The sequence below is a fragment of the Rhodobacter xanthinilyticus genome (assembly GCF_001856665.1).
Taxonomy (GTDB): domain Bacteria; phylum Pseudomonadota; class Alphaproteobacteria; order Rhodobacterales; family Rhodobacteraceae; genus Rhodobacter; species Rhodobacter xanthinilyticus.
On record NZ_CP017781.1, the window covers coordinates 1,960,257 to 1,978,686 of the forward strand.

The following is an 18,430-nucleotide window of genomic DNA, read 5'->3' on the forward strand; positions in this document are numbered from 1 at the left end:
CGGAGCGTCCCGAAGCTGCCAGATGCGCTCATGCGAAGCCCTCCTCGAAGGCCTCGTCAAAGGCGCCTTTATGGCCGCCCAGATGCGGCGGGCGCGCCTTGAAGGGGGCAAGGTCGAGCACCTCGGCCTCGGCGAGACCGAGGTCGATATGGGTGGCAATCAAGGCCGCGCCGCCGGTGGCGAGATGGGCGCGCACGGCCTCGGCGAAAAGCGCGACCGAGGCCGCGTCGAGCGAGACGGTGGGCTCATCGAGCACCCAGACCGGCCGCCCGGTGACGAGGAGCCGCGCGAGCCCCAGCCGGCGCTTTTGCCCCGCCGAGAGGCTCATCGCCGCGCGTGTCTCGAGCGCGCGCAGGTTCATCCGCTCGAGCGCGCCGCCGATCGGCCCGGTGCCATAGACCGAGGCCCAGAAGCGCAGGTTTTCCGCGACCGACAGCGTCGCCTTCAACCCATCGGCATGGGCCGCATAGGCCATCGCCTCGGGCGGCATCGAGACGCGGCCCGCGAGCGGCGGTTGCAGCCCCGCGAGCGTGCGCAGGAGCGTCGTCTTGCCGATGCCGTTCGGCCCGCGCAAGACCAGCGCCTGGCCCGCGCCGAGCGTGAAGCTCACCCCCTCGAGGACCGCGAGCCCGCCGCGGGTGACGGTGAGGTTTTCGACCGAAAGGAGCGTCATGCGGCCCCCCTCACGGCGCCTCGGGCAGCGGCAGGAGCGCCGCGGCCACGCGCCGGCCTTCGGAGAGCAGCACGTTATAGGTGCGCGCGGCCGAGGGGCTGGCCATCGCCTCGCAAAGGATCCCGAGCGCTTCAAGTTCGGCCACGAAATCCTTGGGAAGATAGGCAATTTCCTGGCCGGTGCCGACAAAGAGGAGCTCGACCTTGCCAGCCAGCCCGGCCAGCGTGGCGCGGTCGTCATAGCCGCCCCAGGCGCTGACGCCGCCCGCCTCGATCACGATCGCGCCGCGGATCAGCTTCCCCGCGACCCGGAACACCCCGGGCCCATAGCCATCGACCGGCAGAGCGGAGCCGAACTCGGCCTCAAGGATCGGCATTCGCCCCCCCTTCGGTAAAGAATATCGCCGAGGGATCTTCGGGTTGCTTGTCGCGATCGAGCCCGATGAAGAGCACGATGTTCTTGGCGACATAGACCGAGGAATAGGTGCCCACGATCACGCCCCAGGTCATCGCGAAGACAAAGCCCCGGATCACATCGCCGCCAAGCACGAGAAGCGAGATCAGCGCGATCAGCGTCGTGCCCGAGGTCATCACGGTGCGCGAGAGCGTCTCGTTGACCGAGAGGTTCATCACATCCTTGAGCGGCATCGTCTTGTATTTGATCAGGTTTTCGCGCAGCCGGTCGAAGACCACCACGGTGTCGTTGATCGAATAGCCGAGGATGGTGAGCAGCGCCGCGATGATCGTCAGATCGAACTTGATCTGGAAGAGCGAGAAGATCCCGATCGTGAGGCCGACATCATGGACGAGCGCGGCCAGCGCGCCGATCGAATATTGCCACTCGAAGCGCACCCAGACATAGACCACGATCGCCGCCGTCGCCGCCAGCACCGACCAGACCGCCGTCCAGATCAGCTCGCCCGAGACTTTCGGGCCGACAGATTCGGTCGAGATGAAGCGCACCTCCGGGTCGACGGCCTGGAGCGCGGCCTCGATCTTGGTGATGGTTTCGGGCGTCACCGCCTCGGCATCGCCCTGCGCCTGGATGCGGATCGAGGCGACATGCTGATCGGCGGCGAAATTCGGGTCGAAGACCTCGGTGATCGCGACATCGCCAAGCCCGAGCGGGCTCAGCGCGGCGCGGTAGCCGGCAATATCGAGCGCCTGGGTCGATTCCGTGCGGATCGTGGTGCCGCCCTTGAAATCGATGCCGAAGTTGAGCCCCATCACCAGCGCGATCACCGCCGAGGCGATCACCGCCACGACCGACGCCCCGAAGGTCAGCCAGGCATGTTTGAAGAAGTCGAAGCTCGTGTGGTCGGGAACGAGTTTGAGCCGGAAGGACATGTCGTTCTCCTCAGAGCGTGATGGTTTTCGGGCGGCGCCGGGCATACCAGGCCGCGACCATGACCCGCGTCACCCAGATCGCGGTGAAGACCGAGGTGACGATCCCCACGATCAGCGTGACGGCAAAGCCGCGCACCGGGCCCGCGCCCAGAACGAAGAGGATCACGCCGGTGATGAAGGTGGTGACGTTGGCGTCGACAATCGCCGACATCGCCTTTTCATAGCCGAGCTCGATGGCGCGCGCCGGCCCCTTGGCGGTGCGCAGCTCCTCGCGGATCCGCTCGAAGACGAGCACATTCGCATCGACCGCGGTGCCCATGGTCAGCACGATCCCCGCGATCCCGGGCAGCGTCAGCGTCGCCCCGATCATCGACATGAAGCCGAAGATCATCGCGATGTTGATCAGCAGCGCGAGCGAGGCGAAGACCCCGAAGAGCCCATAGGTGGCGATCATGAAGCCCACCACGGCGACCAGCCCGACCACGGCCGCGATGCGCCCCGCGTCGATGCTGTCCTGACCGAGCTCCGGCCCGATCGTGCGTTCCTCGAGGAAGGTCATCCCCGCCGGCAGCGCACCCGCGCGCAGCAGGAGCGCCAGGTCGGTCGCCTCCTGCACCGAGAAGCGCCCGGTGATGATCCCCGAACCGCCCGCGATATGCGACTGGATCACCGGCGCCGAGATCACCTTGCCGTCGAGCACGATCGCGAAGGGCTCGCCGATATGGTTGGCGGTATAATCGCCAAAGGCGCGCGCGCCGGTCGGGTTGAAGCGGAAAGCGACCGCAGGGGTGCCGTTCTGATCGGTATCGGGGCGCGCATCGGTCAGCTCGTCGCCCGAGACGACCGGAACTTTATCGAGCGTGTAGAAGAGGTTGGCGTCATCGGCCGCAGGCAGGATCTCATTGCCCGCGCCGGGGTTCGCATTCGGGTTCGATCCGCGCCCGACCACCGGCTGGAAGGTCAGCTTCGCGGTCGTGCCGATCAGATCCTTGAGCTCGGCCGCCGAGCCGATGCCCGGCACCTCGATCAGGATCCGGTCATTGCCCTGGCGCATGATCGTCGGCTCGCGCGTGCCCGCGGCATCGACCCGCCGGCGCACGATCTCGAGCGATTGCTGCATGGTGCGCTCATCGGTCGCGGCCTGTTCGGCGGGGCTCAGCCGCACGGTGATCGTGTCGCCCGTGCCGGTGACCTCGATGTCGTTCTGGCCGACGCCCGTCAGCGTGACGACCGGCGTCGCGAGCGTGCGCGCGATCTCGACCGCACGCGCGATCTGGCCGGGCTCGCCGATCTGGATCTTCAGCTCATCCTCGCCCGAAGGCATCCGCCGCACCGAGCCGATCGTGGCGCGTTCGGCCGCGAGCGCCTTGCGCATCTCGGGCCAGAGCGCATCCATCCGCGCCTTGTAGACCTCGGCGACCTTGACCTCGGCCAGAAGATGCGCGCCGCCGCGCAGGTCGAGCCCGAGATTGACGAGCCCCGAGGGCAGCCAATCGGGCCAGCCCGCGCGCGCCTCTTCCTGCGCCGCGGTCATGGCGCCGGTCTTCTCGAAGGCCGCGAGCGCGTCGTTATGGCCCTCGACGCGGTTGTAAAACAGGTTCGGCGCCGCCATGGCCAGCCCCAGAAGGCAAAGCCCGATGATCAGCACGCGCTTCCAGAGCGAAATCTGCAGCATGGCGGGGCGCCTTCCTTAGCCGGCGTTGGCGGCCGGTTCGGTCTTCGAAAGAACCTGGACGATGGTCGATTTGATCACGCGGACCTTGACGTTCGGCGCAATCTCGATCTCGAGCTCGCCATCTTCGCGCACATGCGAGACCTTGCCGATGATCCCGCCTTGGGTCACGACCTGATCGCCCCGGCGCAGCGTCTCGACCATCGCCTTGTGCTCCTTGGCGCGCTTTTGTTGCGGGCGGATCAGCAGGAAATACATGATCACGAAGATCAGGATCAGCGGCAGGAACTGACCGAAAGCGGCAGCCCCGGCGGGGGCGCCAGCGGCCTGGGCGAAAGCGGGCGTTGCGAACATGGTGTGGTCCTCTCTTTAGGGCCTGAGCCACGCCCGAAAGGCGCGGCAGCGGGTGTCGGGGCGCACCCTATCCGGCGCCCTCCGCCTTGGCAAGGCGACACCGCCCCGCCTCACGGCCCTGTCAGAAGTGCGCCCCGCCCTTTCATCTTGCCCAAAATATCCCGGGGGTGAGGGCGAAGCCCGAGGGGGCAGCGCCCCCTGCCCGGCGCCTCACAAGCCCCGCCGCCGGGGGTTTTGCACCCCCGGACCCCCGCAGGATATTTCTGGCAAGATGAAAGGAAACCTCAGCCGAACGGCAGCGCACGTTCCACGAGCCGCGCAAAGAAGCTTGCCCCATAAGGCGCCGCGGCATCGTTGAAATCATAGCCCGGATGGTGCAGCCCCTCGCCCGGCCCGATCCCCATGAAGAGATAGGCGCCGGGCCGCGCCTCGAGCATATAGGCGAAATCCTCCGCGCCCATTTCGCGGCCGAAATTGTCGCGCACGGCGTCTTCGCCCGCGACCTCGCGCGCCACGCCCGCGGCAAAGCGCGCCTTTTCGGCGTCGTTGATCGTGGGCGGGTAGCCGCGCTCATAGCGGATCTCGGCCGAGACCCCGAAGGCCGCCGCAACCCCTTGCACGATCTCGCGAAACCGCGCCGCGACCAGATCGCGCACCGCCGGCGTGAAGGAGCGGATCGTGGCGCAGAACCAGCCATCCTCGGGGATGATATTGTCGGCCGAGCCGGTGTGGATCTGGGTCACGGAAACCACCAGCTCATCCATCGGATAGAGGTTGCGGCTCACGATCGTCTGCAGCGCCGTGACCATCGCCGCGATCGCCGGAACCGGGTCGGTGCAATCTTGCGGTTGCGCCGCATGGCCGCCCTTGCCGGTGACCGTCACCCAAGCGGTATCGACCGCCGCCATCAAGGGCCCCTGGGTGGTGTAGAAATGCCCGAGCGGCACATTCGGCGCGTTATGGATGCCATAGACCTCGGTGATCCCGAAGCGCTCCATCACCCCCTCGCGCACCATCACCTCGCCGCCGCCGCCCGATTCCTCCGCAGGCTGGAACAGCAGCGCCACCGTGCCCGCGAAATTGCGCGTCTCGGCGAGATATTTCGCCGCGCCAAGCAGCATCGTGGTATGGCCATCATGCCCGCAGGCATGCATTTTCCCTTCGTTTTCCGAGGCATAATCCTTGCCGGTCAGCTCGGTGATCGGCAGCGCATCCATATCGGCCCTCAGCCCGATCACCGGCCCCTCGCCGCGCCCACGAATGAGCGCCACGATGCCCGAGGTCGCGATCCCCTCGTGGATCTCGTCCACACCAAAGCCGCGCAGCTTCTCGGCGACGAAGGCCGAGGTCACGGGCAGGTCGAATTCGAGCTCGGGGTGGCGGTGCAGCCAGCGGCGCCACTGAGCCATTTCCGGGGCGAGGGCGGCAAGACTATTGATCACGGGCATGGTGGACTCTATCGGCTTGAGGGGGGTAGACCGGGGCAAGATCAACCCAAGCGCGGGGCGTTGCAATGGCGAAATCCACCGATCCGATCTTCTTCGACGATACCGGCGGGGCGGGCGCGCAATTCGAGCGGCTCGTCGCGATCATGGCGCAGCTGCGCGACCGCGAGGCGGGCTGCCCCTGGGATATCGAGCAGGATTTCGCCTCGATCGCGCCCTATACGATCGAGGAGGCCCATGAGGTCGCCGATGCGATCGCGCGCGAGGCCTGGGGGGAGCTGGCGGGCGAGCTTGGCGATCTGGCGCTGCAGGTGGTGTTTCACGCGCAGATGGCCGCCGAGGCCGGGCATTTCGCGATCGAGGATGTGATCGGCGCGATCAACGCCAAGATGATCGCGCGCCATCCGCATGTCTTCGGCGCGGAGAGCCGCGACAAATCCTCCGCGCAGCAGACCGAGGATTGGGAGAAGATCAAGGCCGCCGAACGCGCGGGCCGCGCCGAGAAAGGCGTGCTCGACGGGGTGGCGCTGGGGCTGCCCGCGCTCACCCGCGCGCTCAAGCTGCAAAACCGCGCGGCCCGGGTGGGGTTCGATTGGCCGTCGACAGCCGAGGTGCTCGACAAGATCGTCGAGGAGGCGCGCGAGCTCGAGGAGGCGCGCGAGAGGCTCGGGCCCGAGGAGCTCGCCGAGGAATATGGCGATCTCTTGTTCGTGATGGTCAATCTCGGCCGCCACCTCGGCCTCGACCCGGAGGCCGCGCTGCGCGCCGCGAACCGCAAATTCACCAATCGGTTCAGCTACATAGAGCGCGAACTTGAAGCGCGCGGCAAGCATCCGCGCGAAAGCGATCTGGCCGAGATGGACGCGCTTTGGGAGGCGGCGAAACGCGCGGGCGTGAAATAGGCCCGCCCTTCAACGATGTGCAAATATCCCGGGGGGCCGGGGCTTGCCCCGGCGGGGGCAGCGCCCCCTCCGACCGGTGTGCCTCTGGAGAGCCCGGGGGTTTTGCACCCCCGGACCCCCGCAGGATATTTCTGGCAAGATGAAAGCCGGGCCTCAGGGCCAGGGATAGCCCGCGACGGGCCAGCCATCGGCCTTGTAGCGCGCGGCGACCTCGCGGCGCAGGGCGACGACATCCTTGACCGGCTCGGCGCGCAATTGCGTCACCTCGGCCTCGGTGAAGGGTTTGGCCTCGGGAGCAAGCGAGGCGCCCGCATAGGTCGTCATGACGTAATTCATAACCGCGGCGATCTCGGCATCGGTGAGCGAGGAGCTGACCACGCCGGGCACATGCATCAGGTAGCGCCGGCCGTCCGCGGAGCGGGCGAAGGAGCCGACATAGCCGCGGAAATCGGGGATGCCGGCCTGTTCGCTGCCCGAGCCGTCCATGCCGTGACAGCCGGTGCAGCGCAGCACGAAATTGGTTTGCGCCGAGAGTTCGGCCGCGCCCGCCGGGGCGGCGCCGAGTGCGAGCACGAGATAAGCCGCCAGCCGCATCACATCCCTCCCCCGCGGATCGCCATCAGCTCCTTGTGGCTGAGCGGCGCGGCGCGGCGTTCGGCCACCATCTCGGGCGTCACCACGCCCTCGACCTTGGCGAGATCCTTGAGCACATAGCTCGCCACGGCCGCGAGATCTTCATCGGAATAGTCGCTCTGCGGCGGCATCACGAGGCCGTAATAGCCCACGCCCTGGGACATGATCGTGCCCGAGAGCCCGGAGATCACCACGCCTGCCACAAAGCCCGGCGCCTTGTCGCCCAAGGCCGCCCAGAGCGGCGGGTCTTGCAAGGGCGGTGCGACGCCCGGGGTGCCGACGCCCTCGGGGCCATGGCAGGCCGCGCAGACATCGGCGAAGATCGTGGCGCCCTCGGCGGCCAGCGCCGCGGAGGCGCCCATCGAGAGAGCGAGGGCCACGAGGGCCCCCGCAAACAGGGTCGAGCTCATTCGGCGATCCCCACCAGAGCCGCGACGGTGCAGTGATAGCCCTGGCTCGCATTCGCCATGCACCAGTTGATGTCGTTGTGCAGGCCCATCCGGTAGCCGGGACGCTCGCGCTCGTTCGAGTTGCAAAACGGCGAGTTGTCGCATTCCGAGCGGCCGCAGCAATCGTTGTAGGAGACGAGGTAATCCTTGCCGTCGGTGGGGTTGGTGCAGGTGCCGACCCAGCTGACCTTGGAGACCTCCGAGCCCGGCGGGCATTGCGTCAGCGTGCCGCCGCAGCTGTTGCACAGGTTGCCGTCGAGCGCGCAATAGCGCCAGTAATCGCAGGCATATTCATCGGAGGTTTGCGCCGCGAAAGCGCGCCCGCCGCTGCCCGAGCGATCGAAGGGCAGCACCGGCAGCACCGCCGCGCCCACGAGGCCGAGCCCCGCCCGCGCAAGGAAGCTGCGCCGGCCCGATTTATGCGCGACCGAGCGCACGCCCGCTTCGGTGGCGCGGTCCATCCAGTCGGTGATCTTGTCGAAAATGCTCATGGATTTGCTCCTCAGGAGGTGATTGCCGGGCGGTCGAGCCAGCTCTGGATCGAGGGCACGCCGAGGTCATGGGCGTTGAACAGGCTGTCGAGCTGTTCGCGCGAGTTGATCAGCCCTTTCGAGCGGATCGTGCCATCGGGGGCCAGCACGACCGCGAAGGGCAGCCGCGCGACGCGATAGGCAAGGCCGAGTTCGGTCGAGTTGACGAAGGGGAAATCGCCGAGCTCCGCGGTGTCGATGAAGCGCTTGAGTTTGGCCTCCTCGCCATCCGAGGCGAGCACCACATCGAGCCAGCCCGCCTCTTCGACCCGCGCCGATTTCAGGATCGGCAGGAGTTTCTTGCAGACCGGGCAGGTCGGCGAGAGGAAGAACACGAGCTTGGCGCGTTCGGCCGGGCCGATCACGACGGGGGCGGTGGCGGTCAGCGTCTCGAGGGTAAACCGCGGGCTCGCCTCGCCGATCTTCGGGCCGCTGTCATTGACGAGCGCCCCCATCGGCGCGATGCGCTCGAAGAGCACCCCCACCTGCCGCGCCAGCGCGAAAACGGCCACCGTCAGCGCGATCACCATCGCAAAGAGCACGGCCACGAGAAAGGTCAGAGCAGTCATTCAATGGGTTCCTTGTTCGCGCCGCACCAGATAGGCGGCGTTCGAGAGAAGTTGATCGGCCATCACATAGCCGGCGAAGGCGATCAGCGCGGCGGCGAGAGCCGCAAGCGTCTCGGCCAGGCCCAGCCCCGCCGCGGGCAGCGCCGCGCCGAAGAGAAAGAGCCCCGCCAGCACCGCGTTGCGCACCAAAAGCGCGGGCGTGATCGGTTGCACCGCGCCCCCGCAGCCGCATTCCACATGCCGCCGCCCACGCGCGAGATTGACGCCCATGCCCACCGCGTAGAGCCCGACCAGCGCCGCCGCGAGGATGAGCCCGAAGGCCCGCCCGCCGGGCAGGAGCATCAGCCCCACCACCGCCCCCTCGGCCCCGATCAGCGCCGCCGAGGCCGGTTTCACCAGCCGCTCGGGCAGGAGCGCATAATCCTGCACGAAGCCGGTGAAGGCGGTGAAATCCCAGCCCTTGTGGAGCGCGGCGCGCGCAAAGAGAAACGCCGCGAAGGCCGCCACCGCCGCCGAGGCGAGCGCAGCCATCGCCGCGCCATCGGCCAGCGCGCTCATTCGACCACCGCGACATGCATGGCAAAGCCCGCAAGCCCCGCCTCGCCCGCCTTGGTCAGCTTGTAATCGCCATCCATGGTGAACTTGTAGAGATGGCCCTCCTCGGTCGTGGCAAAGAGCGCCGGCTCCGCCCCCGGCGTCACCGAGATCGAGCCGAGCCCCTCTGCCTCCGATTTCGCCAAGACCTTGCCCGAGGCCGCCTCGATCGCCCAGATCTCCTTCGAGGCGAGCTTGTGGCTGCCGTCATAGGCGCCCGGATGCATGGTCACGAAAAGGACGCCCTTCTCGGCATTGGCGGTGAGCAGGTTATAGCCGCCCGGCGCCCAGGCCCCCTCGGTGCCCGCGACGAAATCGGCCTCGGAGACCTTCTCGGGCGCCGCGCCCTTGTCCGAGACCCCGATCAGCTTGCCGCCATAGGTCACGAAATAGAGCGTGTCGCCGATCCGGGCCTCCTGGATGAAGATCGGGTCGGCCTCGGGGTCGAAGACCGGCGCGCTCGCGGCCTTCTCGGCGCTCGCGCCATCTTCGGAGAGCGTGTAGCTCGCAAACGAGCCATCGCCGCAGATCGTCGAGAATTTCGCCCCCTCGGGCGCGGGGTAGATCCCCCAGCAACCGGGCGTCGGCAGCTCCTGCGCGACCGTCCCCTTGGCCAGATCGACCACCGTCACCGAGGAGGCGGGCGTGGCGTTCTGCACGAGGATGAACTTGCCATCCGCGGTGACCTTGAGGAGCGACGAATAGCCCAGCGCCATCGCGGCCTTCGGCGGCAAGACGACCTCCGGGCCGATCTTGCCGGTCGGGATGTCATAGGAGGTCAGCACCATCTCGTTCGGGCCATAGGTGATGCGCTTCATGAACGAGCTCTGCGCCCAGGCGGTCTTGCCGTCGGGCGAGATCAGCATCAGGCTCATCGCGCCGGTCGGCAACAGCTCCTTGAGCTTGAGCGTTTCCTGATCGAAAACCGCGATCGAGCCGGCGCCGATCCATTGTTGCTGCGAGACAAAGACATTCGCGCCGGGGTCGATGGTCTCCTTGGTGGTGACGACTTCGGGGGTGAACTCCTCGGCGAGCGCCGGGGCCAGCAGCGCGAGGCCGAGCGGCAGCGCGAGGATCAGGGGCCGCAAGGCGCGGCGGGGGAAGGTCGGATCAGACACGGGCAGTCACTCCATCGGTTGGGGTCTTCGCTCAGGCTAGAAGAGCCCGGGCGGCGGCGGCTATCCGGCGCAGCCCGCCAATTGCGCTTAAAATTCAGGCAAGCGCGAAAGAGCCCGCCCCGGTGATTCGCGCGATTTGATCAAATTTCGGGCAGCCCGCCGCGGCGCCGGCGCATTTCCCGCCAGAGCCGGCGCATCCGCGCAGCAAACCGCCCGCGATCCGCCCCCCGGGCTTTACAGATGCCGCAGCGCGGCGCGCGATACCGGGGCGCCGTCGCCCGGGCCAAGGCCCGCCGCGCCCGCGCGCCCTGCCCGCCCCGGACCCATCAGCCACCCGCCATGACCCCGATTCCCGCGCCCCATCGCCTGAGCTCCCACCGCTACGCCGACAGCTCCGAACAGGAGCGCGGCCTGATCGGCTGGGAGCAACGCTATGCCCAATGCGACCCGGGCCCCTATGCCGGGCGCATCGACCGGCTGGAGCTGCCCGGCCTCGCGATCTCGCGCGAAAGCGTCGCCTGCGCGGTCGAGCAAAGCACCGCCCCCCCCGCGGGCCGGGTGATCTTCTGCCAGACGCTGGTGCCCGCCGGCCCCTGGCGGTTCAACGCGCAAAGCTGCATGGCGGGGCTGACCGGCTTCATCCGCGGCGGCGAGGAACATCTCGCGGTCCTGCCCGCCGGCGCCGAGGTGCTGATGGTCGAGGCCGATACCGAGCTGCTCGCCCGCGATCTGGGCGAGCCGCCGCGCAGCCTCCTGCTCGAAACCGCCTTCCTCGCCCTGCCCGAAGCCGCCGAGATCCGCGCGCTCGCCGAATGGTTCGCGCTCTTGCTGCGCGAACCCGCCCCGATGAGCGCCCTGATCCCCGATCTGATGCTCTATAACCTCGGCCGGCTCTGGGGCCGCACCCGGCGCGAGGCGCGCGCCCTCGCCCCCGCCTGCCGCGCCGATTACCGCATCTTCCGCCGCGCCGAGGCGCTCGCCCGCGACGGCGCGCTCGAAACCCCGACCGTCTCCGCCCTCGCCGCCGCCCTCGACCTCGAAGTGCCCGCCCTGCGCCGCGCCTTTCTCAACACGACCGGCCTCGGCCCCACCGACTGGCTGCGCCGCTACCGCCTCGACGGCGCGCGCCGCGCCCTGCTCGCCGCCCCCCCCGAACGCACCGTGACCGAAATCGCCATGGCCTGGGGCTTCACCCATCTGGGGCGCTTCTCGGCCGCCTATGGCGCCCAATTCGGCGAAAGCCCCTCGGCCACGCGCAAACGCGCCCGCCCCTGAGCCGCCTGCCTGAGCGGCCCGCCTGAGCCGCCCCCCTTCAATGATGCCAAAATACCCTGCGGGGGCGCGGGGGTGCAAAACCCCCGCTCAACCGCTCACATCAGCGCCTTGCGCAACATGTTGAGCGCCACCAGCAACAGAAACCCCGCAAACACCCGCTTGAGAAGCCTCGCATCGAGCCGATGCGCGAGCGCCGCACCCCAGGGCGCGCTGAGCGTGGTCATCGCGATGGTGATCAAGAACGCCGGGATATTCACCGCCCCCAACGTCCAGGGCGGCGCCGCCGCCACCGGCGTGAGCAGAAACCCCACCGCCGAGGGCAGCGCGATCGTGACCCCGAACCCCGCCGAGGTCGCCACCGCCCGGTGGATCGGCACCCCATGCAGCGTCAGCATCGGCGTGCCGATCGAGCCCCCGCCGATCCCCAACAGCACCGAGATGAACCCCATCACCGGCCCGAACGAAAGCCGAAACCCCCGCCCCGGCAGATGATCCGAAATCCGCCAGCTCGCCTTGCCGAAGATCATGTAAAGCGCGATCGAGATCAGCATCCCCCCGAAGATGATCTGCAAGCTGCGGGTATGGAGCTGCGCCACCACGAGCACCCCCACCACCGCTCCGACCGCGATCGGCGGCGCCCATTGCCGCAAGATCGTCCAGTCGACCGCCCCCTTGCGGTGATGCGCCATCACCGAACGCGCCGAAGTGACGATGATCGTCGCGAGCGAGGTCGCCACGCAGATCTGCATCAGATCCTCCGACCCATAGCCGAGCCCGGAGAAGAGATAGAAATAGGCCGGCACCAGAACGATCCCGCCGCCAACGCCCAAGAGCCCCGCAAGCACCCCCGCGAACACCCCCACCGCCATCAAGATCGCCACAAGCGGCGCCAGCGTGCTCAGATCCATCCTCTCGCTCCCCTCAAGGCCAACCCGCGAGACTTACCGCGCCGCCTCGACCTCGGCCAGCGCCTTCTCGACAAGCTCGACCCCCGCCCCCTCGCGGCAGGCCCCCTCGGAGAGCACCCGCCGCCACAGCCGCGCGCCGGGCCGGCCATGAAAGAGCCCGAGGATATGCCGGGAGATCTGATGAAGCCGCCCACCCGCGACGAGATGGGCCTCGATATAGGGCAAAAGCGCGCGCGCCACCGCAAACGGGTCGGCCTCGGCGCCCGCGCCAAAGATCCGCATATCGGCCGCGCCGAGGATGTTCATCGGCTCATGATAGGCCGCGCGCCCGACCATCACCCCGTCAAGCCCCGCCGCCAATTCCGCCTCGGCCGCCGCGAGGCTCGCGATCCCGCCATTGAGCGACAGATGCAGCTCCGGGAAGGCCGCTTTCATGCGGTGCACGAGCGGGTGATCGAGCGGCGGGATCTCGCGGTTGTCCTTCGGCGAGAGCCCCTGCAACCAGGCCTTGCGGGCATGGATCGTGAAGCGTCTGACCCCCGCCGCCGCCACCGTCTCGAGAAACCGCGGCAAGATCTCCTCGGGCTCCTGCTCATCGACGCCGATGCGGCATTTCACCGTCACCTCGACCGGGCTCGCCGCGATCATCTCGGCCACGCACTCCGCCACCAGATCGGGGCTTTTCATCAACACCGCGCCAAAGGCCCCCGATTGCACCCGGTCCGAGGGGCAGCCGCAGTTGAGGTTGATCTCGTCATAGCCCCACTCGGCCGCGATCCGCGTCGCCGCGCCGAGCTCGGCCGGGTCCGAACCGCCAAGCTGGAGCGCGACCGGGTGCTCCGCGGGCGAGAACCCCAAAAGCCGGTCGCGATCGCCATGGATCACCGCCGGCGCGGTGACCATCTCGGTGTAAAGCAGCGCCTCGCGCGAGATCAGCCGATGGAAGACCCGGCAATGACGGTCGGTCCAGTCCATCATGGGTGCGACGGAGAGGCGCGCGGCGGCGCGGGTTTGCAATGTCATATCCGGGTTCACGAGCTGGTGGCGATGCTGACAGGGCCTGCGCCCCCGGCCGGTTTACCCGCGATCGGGGGCCGCCCGCAACCCGTCGTCACAGCGAACGGCCGGGCCAGAGCCGGTTTCGCGCCGCCCGGGCGCCGGGCTTCGCGGCGCGTTTGGCGGGCCGGGGGCGGCCCGAGGGGGCTTTGCGCCCACGCCCCGCCCGGGCCGGCCCCCCGCGCGGGCCGGAGATCAAGCCCCCGCCGCTCAGGCGAGCTTGCCCGTGAGCGCGGCCACCCCGACCCAGGCGGCAAAGCCCGTGAGCACCGTCCCCCACAGCCCGTCGATCACCACCTGCCGCACCGACCAATCCTCGAGTGTCGCGTAATTCGTCATCTCATAGGTGCCGTAGCACAAAAGCCCGAGCACCATCCCCCCGACGAGCGCCTGCAGCGGCGCCCCCGCCTTCAGCGCCGGCACCGAGACGAACCACAACAGCCCCGCCACATAGGCCAGATAAAAGAGCGCCGCCGGCCCGAGCCGCAGCGGATCGGCGAGCAGATGCCCGACATGGCGCTCGAAGACCGGCCGGATCAGAAGCCGGATCCCGATCATGTCGAGCCCCAGAAAGGCGACGGCGGTGAGGGCGTAAAGGGCGGCATAGCTGGGCATCGGGGGCTCCGTCGGGCTCGGGCTGTCACTCACGCGTCGCGGCGCAGGCTCAGGAATTCGCGGCGCAGCTCCGCATCGGTGCGGAACGCGCCGCGCATCACCGAATTGGTCATCACCGATTGGCTGTCCTTCACCCCGCGCCAATGCATGCAGAAGTGATCGGCCTCCATCACCACCGCAAGCCCGTCGGGGCGGATCCGCGCCTCGAGCTCATCGGCCAGCATCACCACCGCCTCCTCCTGGATCTGCGGGCGCGCCATGATCCATTCGGTCAGCCGGGCATATTTCGACAGCCCGATCAGCTCGGAGCCGGCATTGGGCAGAACCCCGATCCAGACCCGGCCCATGATCGGGCACAGATGATGCGAACAGGCGCTGCGCACGGTGATCGGGCCGACGATCATCAGCTCGTTGAGGCGGGTGACATTGGGGAAGGTGGTCAGCTCGGGCGCCGGGCGATAGCGCCCGCCAAACACCTCGTCGACAAACATCTTCGCCACCCGTTTCGCGGTTTCGGCGGTGTTGTGGTCGGACGCCGTGTCGATCACCAGCGCGCTGAGCACGCCCTGCATCCGCGCCGCCACCTCGGCGCGCAGCGCGTCGAGCTCGCCCTCGCGCAGCACCGCGGAGATATTGTCATTGGCATGAAAGCGCTGCCCGCTCTCGGTCAGCCGCGCCCGGATCCGCTCCGAGACCGGCAGGCTGTCTTGAGCCTCGGCAGGCGGCGTCCGATCGCTCAGGGAACGGTCCAGCATCGTCTTTCTCCATCTTGCGGCGGGCCGCGCCCGCGCCATGTGACCACCAACCCGGGCCCCGCCCGGACACCGCAGAGCGCGGCGCGGCCCTGCTGATCCCCTTCCTACGGCCGAGCCCGCCGCCCGGATCACTCGCGCCAGAAGTTTCGCCCCCGCGGGCGCGGAAAAATTTTCTGCCCGGTCAAACTTGTTAACGCATGACAAATGGGCGTAGTCTTGGGCAGTTCATCCGTTGACAGCGAGGATATCTGATGAAGCATCAAAAGATTTTCACCGGCGTCGCCCTGGCGCTTGGCCTCACGGCCGCCGCGGCCGGCGCCCAACAGATGTCGTTCTTCCGGATCGGCACCGGCGGCACCGCGGGCACCTATTACCCGATCGGCGGCCTTCTGGCCAATGCGATCTCCAACCCGCCCGGCTCGCGCGGCTGCGATGAGGGCGGCTCGTGCGGCGTGCCCGGGCTGATCGCCTCGGCGCTCTCGGCCAATGGCTCGGTCGCCAATATCAACGCCATCGCCGGCGGCTCGCTGGAATCGGGCTTCTCGCAATCGGACGTGGCAACCTGGGCCTATACCGGCACCGGCCTGTGGGAGGGCAACCCGCCCGTCGAGAAACTGCGCGCGATCGCCAATCTCTACCCCGAGAGCATCCACCTCGTCGCCAGCGCCGAAGCCGGCATCTCGAGCGTGGCCGATCTCAAGGGCAAGCGCGTCTCGCTCGATGAGCCGGGCTCGGGCACGCTCGTCGATGCCAAGATCATCCTCGAGGGCTATGGCCTCGCCGAGGGCGATATCAAACCCGAATATCTCAAGCCCGATCAGGCCGCCGACCGGATGCGCGACGGCGCGATGGATGCGTTCTTCTTCGTCGGCGGCTATCCGGCCGGCGCGATCTCGGAGCTTGCCAGCCAACATGCCGTCAAGCTGATCCCGATCAGCTGCGAGGAAGCCCCGAAGATCTGCGAGGATTTCAAGTTCTTCTCCGCCGATACCGTGCCGGGCGGCACCTATGAGGGCAACCCCGACGACGTGAAGACCCTCTCGGTCGGCGCGCAATGGGTGACGAGCGCCGATCAGCCCGAAGAGCTGATCTACGAGATCACCAAGGCGCTGTGGAACGACGCCACCCGCAAGCAGCTCGACGCGGGCCATGCCAAGGGCAAGATGATCACCAAGGAGAGCGCGCTCAACGGCATCGGCATCCCGCTGCATCCGGGCGCCGAGAAGTTCTACAAGGAAGCCGGCCTTCTGAAATAACCCGCAAGGCTTCGGCCCTGTGCGCAAGATCAGGGGGGCCGCGCGCGATCGCGGCCCCTCGCCCTTTCCTCCTTTACTCCTTTCCTCCCCCTGCCCCTCAAGGAGAGCCCGATGACCGAGAAGAGCCCGCCCGCCGGCGACCATGATGAGATCCGCCACCTGAGCGCCGATGAGCTGCAGGCGATCGAGGAAGAATTCGACCCCGAGCTGCGCTTTCGGGTGCTGGCCTGGCCGCTCGCGATCGCGGCCTCGGTGATCCTCTTCGCGCTCTCCTGCTATCATTATTACACCGCCGGCTTCGGCATCCCGCAGGCGACGGTGCACCGCGGGCTGCATCTGGGCGTCACGCTGATGGTGGTGTTTCTCAGCTTCGCGGCCTTCGGGCGCAAGGAAGTCGCGCCGAGCTGGCGCGCGCCCTTCGGGATGCCGCTCCTGGACTGGGCGCTCGCGCTCGCCGGCGTGGTCAGCGCGCTCTATGTGCCCTGGATCTATGACGCGCTGGCCTTCCGCGTCGGCAACCCGCTGCCGATCGATATCGTCATGGGCACGGTGCTGATCGGGGTGCTGCTCGAGGCGGTGCGCCGCTCGATGGGCTGGCCGCTGCCGGTGATCGCGATCCTGTTCATGGCCTATGCCTATTTCGGCAAATCCATGCCCGGCATCCTCGTCCACCCGGGTGCGAGCTGGTCCAATATCGTCAACCACCTCTACCTGACCTCGCAAGGCATCTACGGCACCGCGCTGGGCGTGATCGCGACCTATGTGTTCCATTTCGTGCTCTTTGGCGTGATGGCGACCCGCATTGGCCTCGGCCAGCTCTTCATAGATGTCGCCTCGGCGCTGGCCGGGCGCTATGCGGGCGGGCCCGCCAAGGTCTCGGTGCTCTCCTCGGCGCTACTGGGCTCGATCTCGGGCTCCTCGATCGCCAATACCGTGACCACCGGCGCGCTGACCATCCCGGCGATGATCCGCATCGGCTACCCGCGCCATTTCGCCGCCGCCGTCGAGGCTGCGGCCTCCACCGGCGGGCAGATCACGCCGCCGGTGATGGGCGCGGTGGCCTTCCTGATGATCGAATATCTCGGCGTGCCGCTCACCACGATCCTGACCGCGGCGCTGGTGCCGGCCTTCATGCATTTCTTCGGCGTGCTGGTGCAGGTCCATCTCGAGGCGCGCCGGCTCGGGCTGCGCGGGCTCTCGCCGGCCGAGCTGCCCAACGCCTGGAAAGTGCTGAAGGCGGGCTGGCTCTCGGTCCTGCCGCTCGCGATCCTCGTCGCGGTGCTGCTCTCCGGGCGCACCCCCTTCGCGGCGGCCTTCTGGTCGATCACCGCCTGTATCGCGGTCCTCGCGATCCAGCAGATCCGCGCGGGCGGCCTCGGCGCGGGCCTCAGGGCCACCGCGCATGGCGTCTTCGAGGGCTTCATCCTCGGCGCCAAGCAATCGCTCTCGGTGACCGCCGCGGCCGCGCTCGTGGGCGTGGTGATCGGCGTCGTGACGCTGACCGGCGTCGGCTTCAAGATCGCCTATATGGTGACCTCGATCGCACAGGGCTGGGCGGTCTCGGCCCATGATCTGCTCACTGTCCTGCCCTTCGAGCTGATGACCGTGCCCACGCTCACGCTGCTTTTCACGCTGATCCTGACGGCGGTGGTCTGCATCCTGATGGGCTGCGGCATCCCGACCACGGCGAATTATATCATCATGGTCGCGGTGGCGGCGCCGATCCTCGGCCTGCTCGGCGTGCAACCGCTCGTGGCGCATTACTTCGTCTTCTACTACGGGGTGCTCGCCGATGTGACGCCCCCCGTCGCCATGGCCGCCTATGCCGGCGCGGGCATCGCGGGCGCCAATGCCTTCAAGGCCGGCAACACGGCCTTCCGCCTGTCGATGGGCAAGGCGCTGGTGCCCTTCGTCTTCGCCTTCCAGCCCGCGCTCCTGATCGTCACCGATGGCTTCACCTGGGAGGCCTTCGCGCTGGCCTTCTCGGGCGCGGCGCTCGGCATCTGGGTGCTGGCCTCGGCGGTCTCGAGCTGGCTCTTCGCGCCGCTGCACTGGTATGAACGCGCGGTCCTCGTCCTGGCCGCGCTCCTGCTCGTCGCGCCGAACCTGACCGCCACCGCCGTGGGCCTCGGCCTCGTCGCCCCGATCGCGGCGCGCCAGCTCCTCTTCAAGGGCAAGGGCCCCGGCGCCGCCCCCGCCTGAGCCCCGAACAACCGAAGGGGGCGCCCCCCGCGCCCCCTTCAACGATGCCGAAAATATCCCGGGGGGGCGCAGCCGGGG

Annotated in this window: 20 protein-coding genes; 4 read left to right on the forward strand and 16 right to left on the reverse strand. The window is 68.3% G+C overall.

Annotated features, from left to right (window positions below; translation table 11 throughout):
* Positions 1-28: 28 nt before the first annotated feature.
* The 6 genes from ccmA to LPB142_RS09635 form a co-directional block, all read right to left on the reverse strand.
* The gene (gene ccmA / locus LPB142_RS09610; protein WP_071166235.1) at positions 29-673 is read right to left on the reverse strand and encodes a heme ABC exporter ATP-binding protein CcmA; all 645 of its coding nucleotides are present in this window, start codon (positions 671-673) and stop codon (positions 29-31) included.
* Between the two features lie 10 nt (positions 674-683).
* The gene (locus tag LPB142_RS09615) at positions 684-1,049 is read right to left on the reverse strand and encodes an Mth938-like domain-containing protein (protein ID WP_071166236.1); all 366 of its coding nucleotides are present in this window, start codon (positions 1,047-1,049) and stop codon (positions 684-686) included.
* Entirely contained in the window at positions 1,036-2,019 is a 984-nt protein-coding gene (gene secF / locus LPB142_RS09620; protein WP_071166237.1) for a protein translocase subunit SecF, read from the reverse strand. The genes LPB142_RS09615 and secF overlap by 14 nt, the downstream gene beginning before the upstream one ends.
* A gap of 10 nt (positions 2,020-2,029) precedes the next feature.
* Positions 2,030-3,694: a protein translocase subunit SecD gene (gene secD / locus LPB142_RS09625; RefSeq protein ID WP_071166238.1), complete on the reverse strand. Its 1,665-nt coding sequence runs from the start codon at positions 3,692-3,694 to the stop codon at positions 2,030-2,032.
* Positions 3,695-3,709: 15 nt separating this feature from the next.
* The gene (yajC, locus tag LPB142_RS09630; RefSeq protein ID WP_068766927.1) at positions 3,710-4,045 is read right to left on the reverse strand and encodes a preprotein translocase subunit YajC; all 336 of its coding nucleotides are present in this window, start codon (positions 4,043-4,045) and stop codon (positions 3,710-3,712) included.
* A 284-nt stretch (positions 4,046-4,329) separates the two neighbouring features.
* Positions 4,330-5,493 carry a M20 aminoacylase family protein gene (locus LPB142_RS09635; RefSeq protein ID WP_071166239.1) on the reverse strand — a complete coding sequence of 388 codons (1,164 nt, stop codon included), beginning with the start codon at positions 5,491-5,493 and terminating at the stop codon, positions 4,330-4,332.
* 65 nt (positions 5,494-5,558) lie between these two features.
* Between LPB142_RS09635 and mazG the strand changes: the two genes are divergently transcribed.
* Positions 5,559-6,392 carry a nucleoside triphosphate pyrophosphohydrolase gene (mazG, locus tag LPB142_RS09640; RefSeq protein WP_071166240.1) on the forward strand — a complete coding sequence of 278 codons (834 nt, stop codon included), beginning with the start codon at positions 5,559-5,561 and terminating at the stop codon, positions 6,390-6,392.
* 153 nt (positions 6,393-6,545) lie between these two features.
* Here mazG and LPB142_RS09645 read toward each other — a convergent pair whose 3' ends face one another.
* From LPB142_RS09645 to LPB142_RS09670, 6 genes are read right to left on the reverse strand one after another with little or no spacing between them, the layout of a single operon-like run.
* Positions 6,546-6,986, reverse strand: a complete 441-nt coding sequence (locus LPB142_RS09645) for a c-type cytochrome (protein ID WP_071166241.1) — start codon at positions 6,984-6,986, stop codon at positions 6,546-6,548.
* Entirely contained in the window at positions 6,986-7,435 is a 450-nt protein-coding gene (locus tag LPB142_RS09650; RefSeq protein WP_071166242.1) for a c-type cytochrome, read from the reverse strand. The genes LPB142_RS09645 and LPB142_RS09650 overlap by 1 nt, the downstream gene beginning before the upstream one ends.
* Entirely contained in the window at positions 7,432-7,965 is a 534-nt protein-coding gene (locus LPB142_RS09655) for a methylamine dehydrogenase light chain (RefSeq protein WP_071166243.1), read from the reverse strand. Before LPB142_RS09655 ends, LPB142_RS09650 begins: the two co-directional genes overlap by 4 nt.
* 11 nt (positions 7,966-7,976) lie before the next feature.
* Positions 7,977-8,573, reverse strand: a complete 597-nt coding sequence (locus tag LPB142_RS09660; protein ID WP_071166244.1) for a thioredoxin-like domain-containing protein — start codon at positions 8,571-8,573, stop codon at positions 7,977-7,979.
* Entirely contained in the window at positions 8,574-9,131 is a 558-nt protein-coding gene (locus LPB142_RS09665) for a MauE/DoxX family redox-associated membrane protein (RefSeq protein ID WP_083392651.1), read from the reverse strand.
* On the reverse strand, positions 9,128-10,285 hold the full coding sequence (locus LPB142_RS09670) for an amine dehydrogenase large subunit (RefSeq protein ID WP_198037822.1): 1,158 nt from the start codon (positions 10,283-10,285) through the stop codon (positions 9,128-9,130). Before LPB142_RS09670 ends, LPB142_RS09665 begins: the two co-directional genes overlap by 4 nt.
* A 339-nt stretch (positions 10,286-10,624) precedes the next feature.
* On the opposite strand from LPB142_RS09670, the gene LPB142_RS19805 reads away from it, so the two are divergent.
* Positions 10,625-11,560: a helix-turn-helix domain-containing protein gene (locus tag LPB142_RS19805; RefSeq protein ID WP_071166246.1), complete on the forward strand. Its 936-nt coding sequence runs from the start codon at positions 10,625-10,627 to the stop codon at positions 11,558-11,560.
* A 95-nt stretch (positions 11,561-11,655) separates the two neighbouring features.
* Here LPB142_RS19805 and LPB142_RS09680 read toward each other — a convergent pair whose 3' ends face one another.
* The 4 genes from LPB142_RS09680 to folE form a co-directional block, all read right to left on the reverse strand.
* Positions 11,656-12,468 carry a sulfite exporter TauE/SafE family protein gene (locus LPB142_RS09680; RefSeq protein WP_071166247.1) on the reverse strand — a complete coding sequence of 271 codons (813 nt, stop codon included), beginning with the start codon at positions 12,466-12,468 and terminating at the stop codon, positions 11,656-11,658.
* 33 nt (positions 12,469-12,501) lie between these two features.
* The gene (gene dusA, locus LPB142_RS09685; RefSeq protein WP_071166248.1) at positions 12,502-13,491 is read right to left on the reverse strand and encodes a tRNA dihydrouridine(20/20a) synthase DusA; all 990 of its coding nucleotides are present in this window, start codon (positions 13,489-13,491) and stop codon (positions 12,502-12,504) included.
* A 243-nt stretch (positions 13,492-13,734) separates the two neighbouring features.
* Entirely contained in the window at positions 13,735-14,139 is a 405-nt protein-coding gene (locus tag LPB142_RS09690; RefSeq protein ID WP_071166249.1) for a DUF2177 family protein, read from the reverse strand.
* Positions 14,140-14,168: 29 nt separating this feature from the next.
* Positions 14,169-14,894, reverse strand: a complete 726-nt coding sequence (gene folE / locus LPB142_RS09695) for a GTP cyclohydrolase I (protein ID WP_068766939.1) — start codon at positions 14,892-14,894, stop codon at positions 14,169-14,171.
* Positions 14,895-15,145: 251 nt separating this feature from the next.
* Between folE and LPB142_RS09700 the strand changes: the two genes are divergently transcribed.
* Both LPB142_RS09700 and LPB142_RS09705 read left to right on the forward strand, forming a co-directional pair.
* Complete coding sequence (locus LPB142_RS09700) at positions 15,146-16,150, forward strand: TAXI family TRAP transporter solute-binding subunit (protein ID WP_068766940.1); 1,005 nt, start codon at positions 15,146-15,148, stop codon at positions 16,148-16,150.
* Between the two features lie 111 nt (positions 16,151-16,261).
* Positions 16,262-18,352 carry a TRAP transporter permease gene (locus LPB142_RS09705; RefSeq protein WP_071166250.1) on the forward strand — a complete coding sequence of 697 codons (2,091 nt, stop codon included), beginning with the start codon at positions 16,262-16,264 and terminating at the stop codon, positions 18,350-18,352.
* Positions 18,353-18,430: the final 78 nt, after the last annotated feature.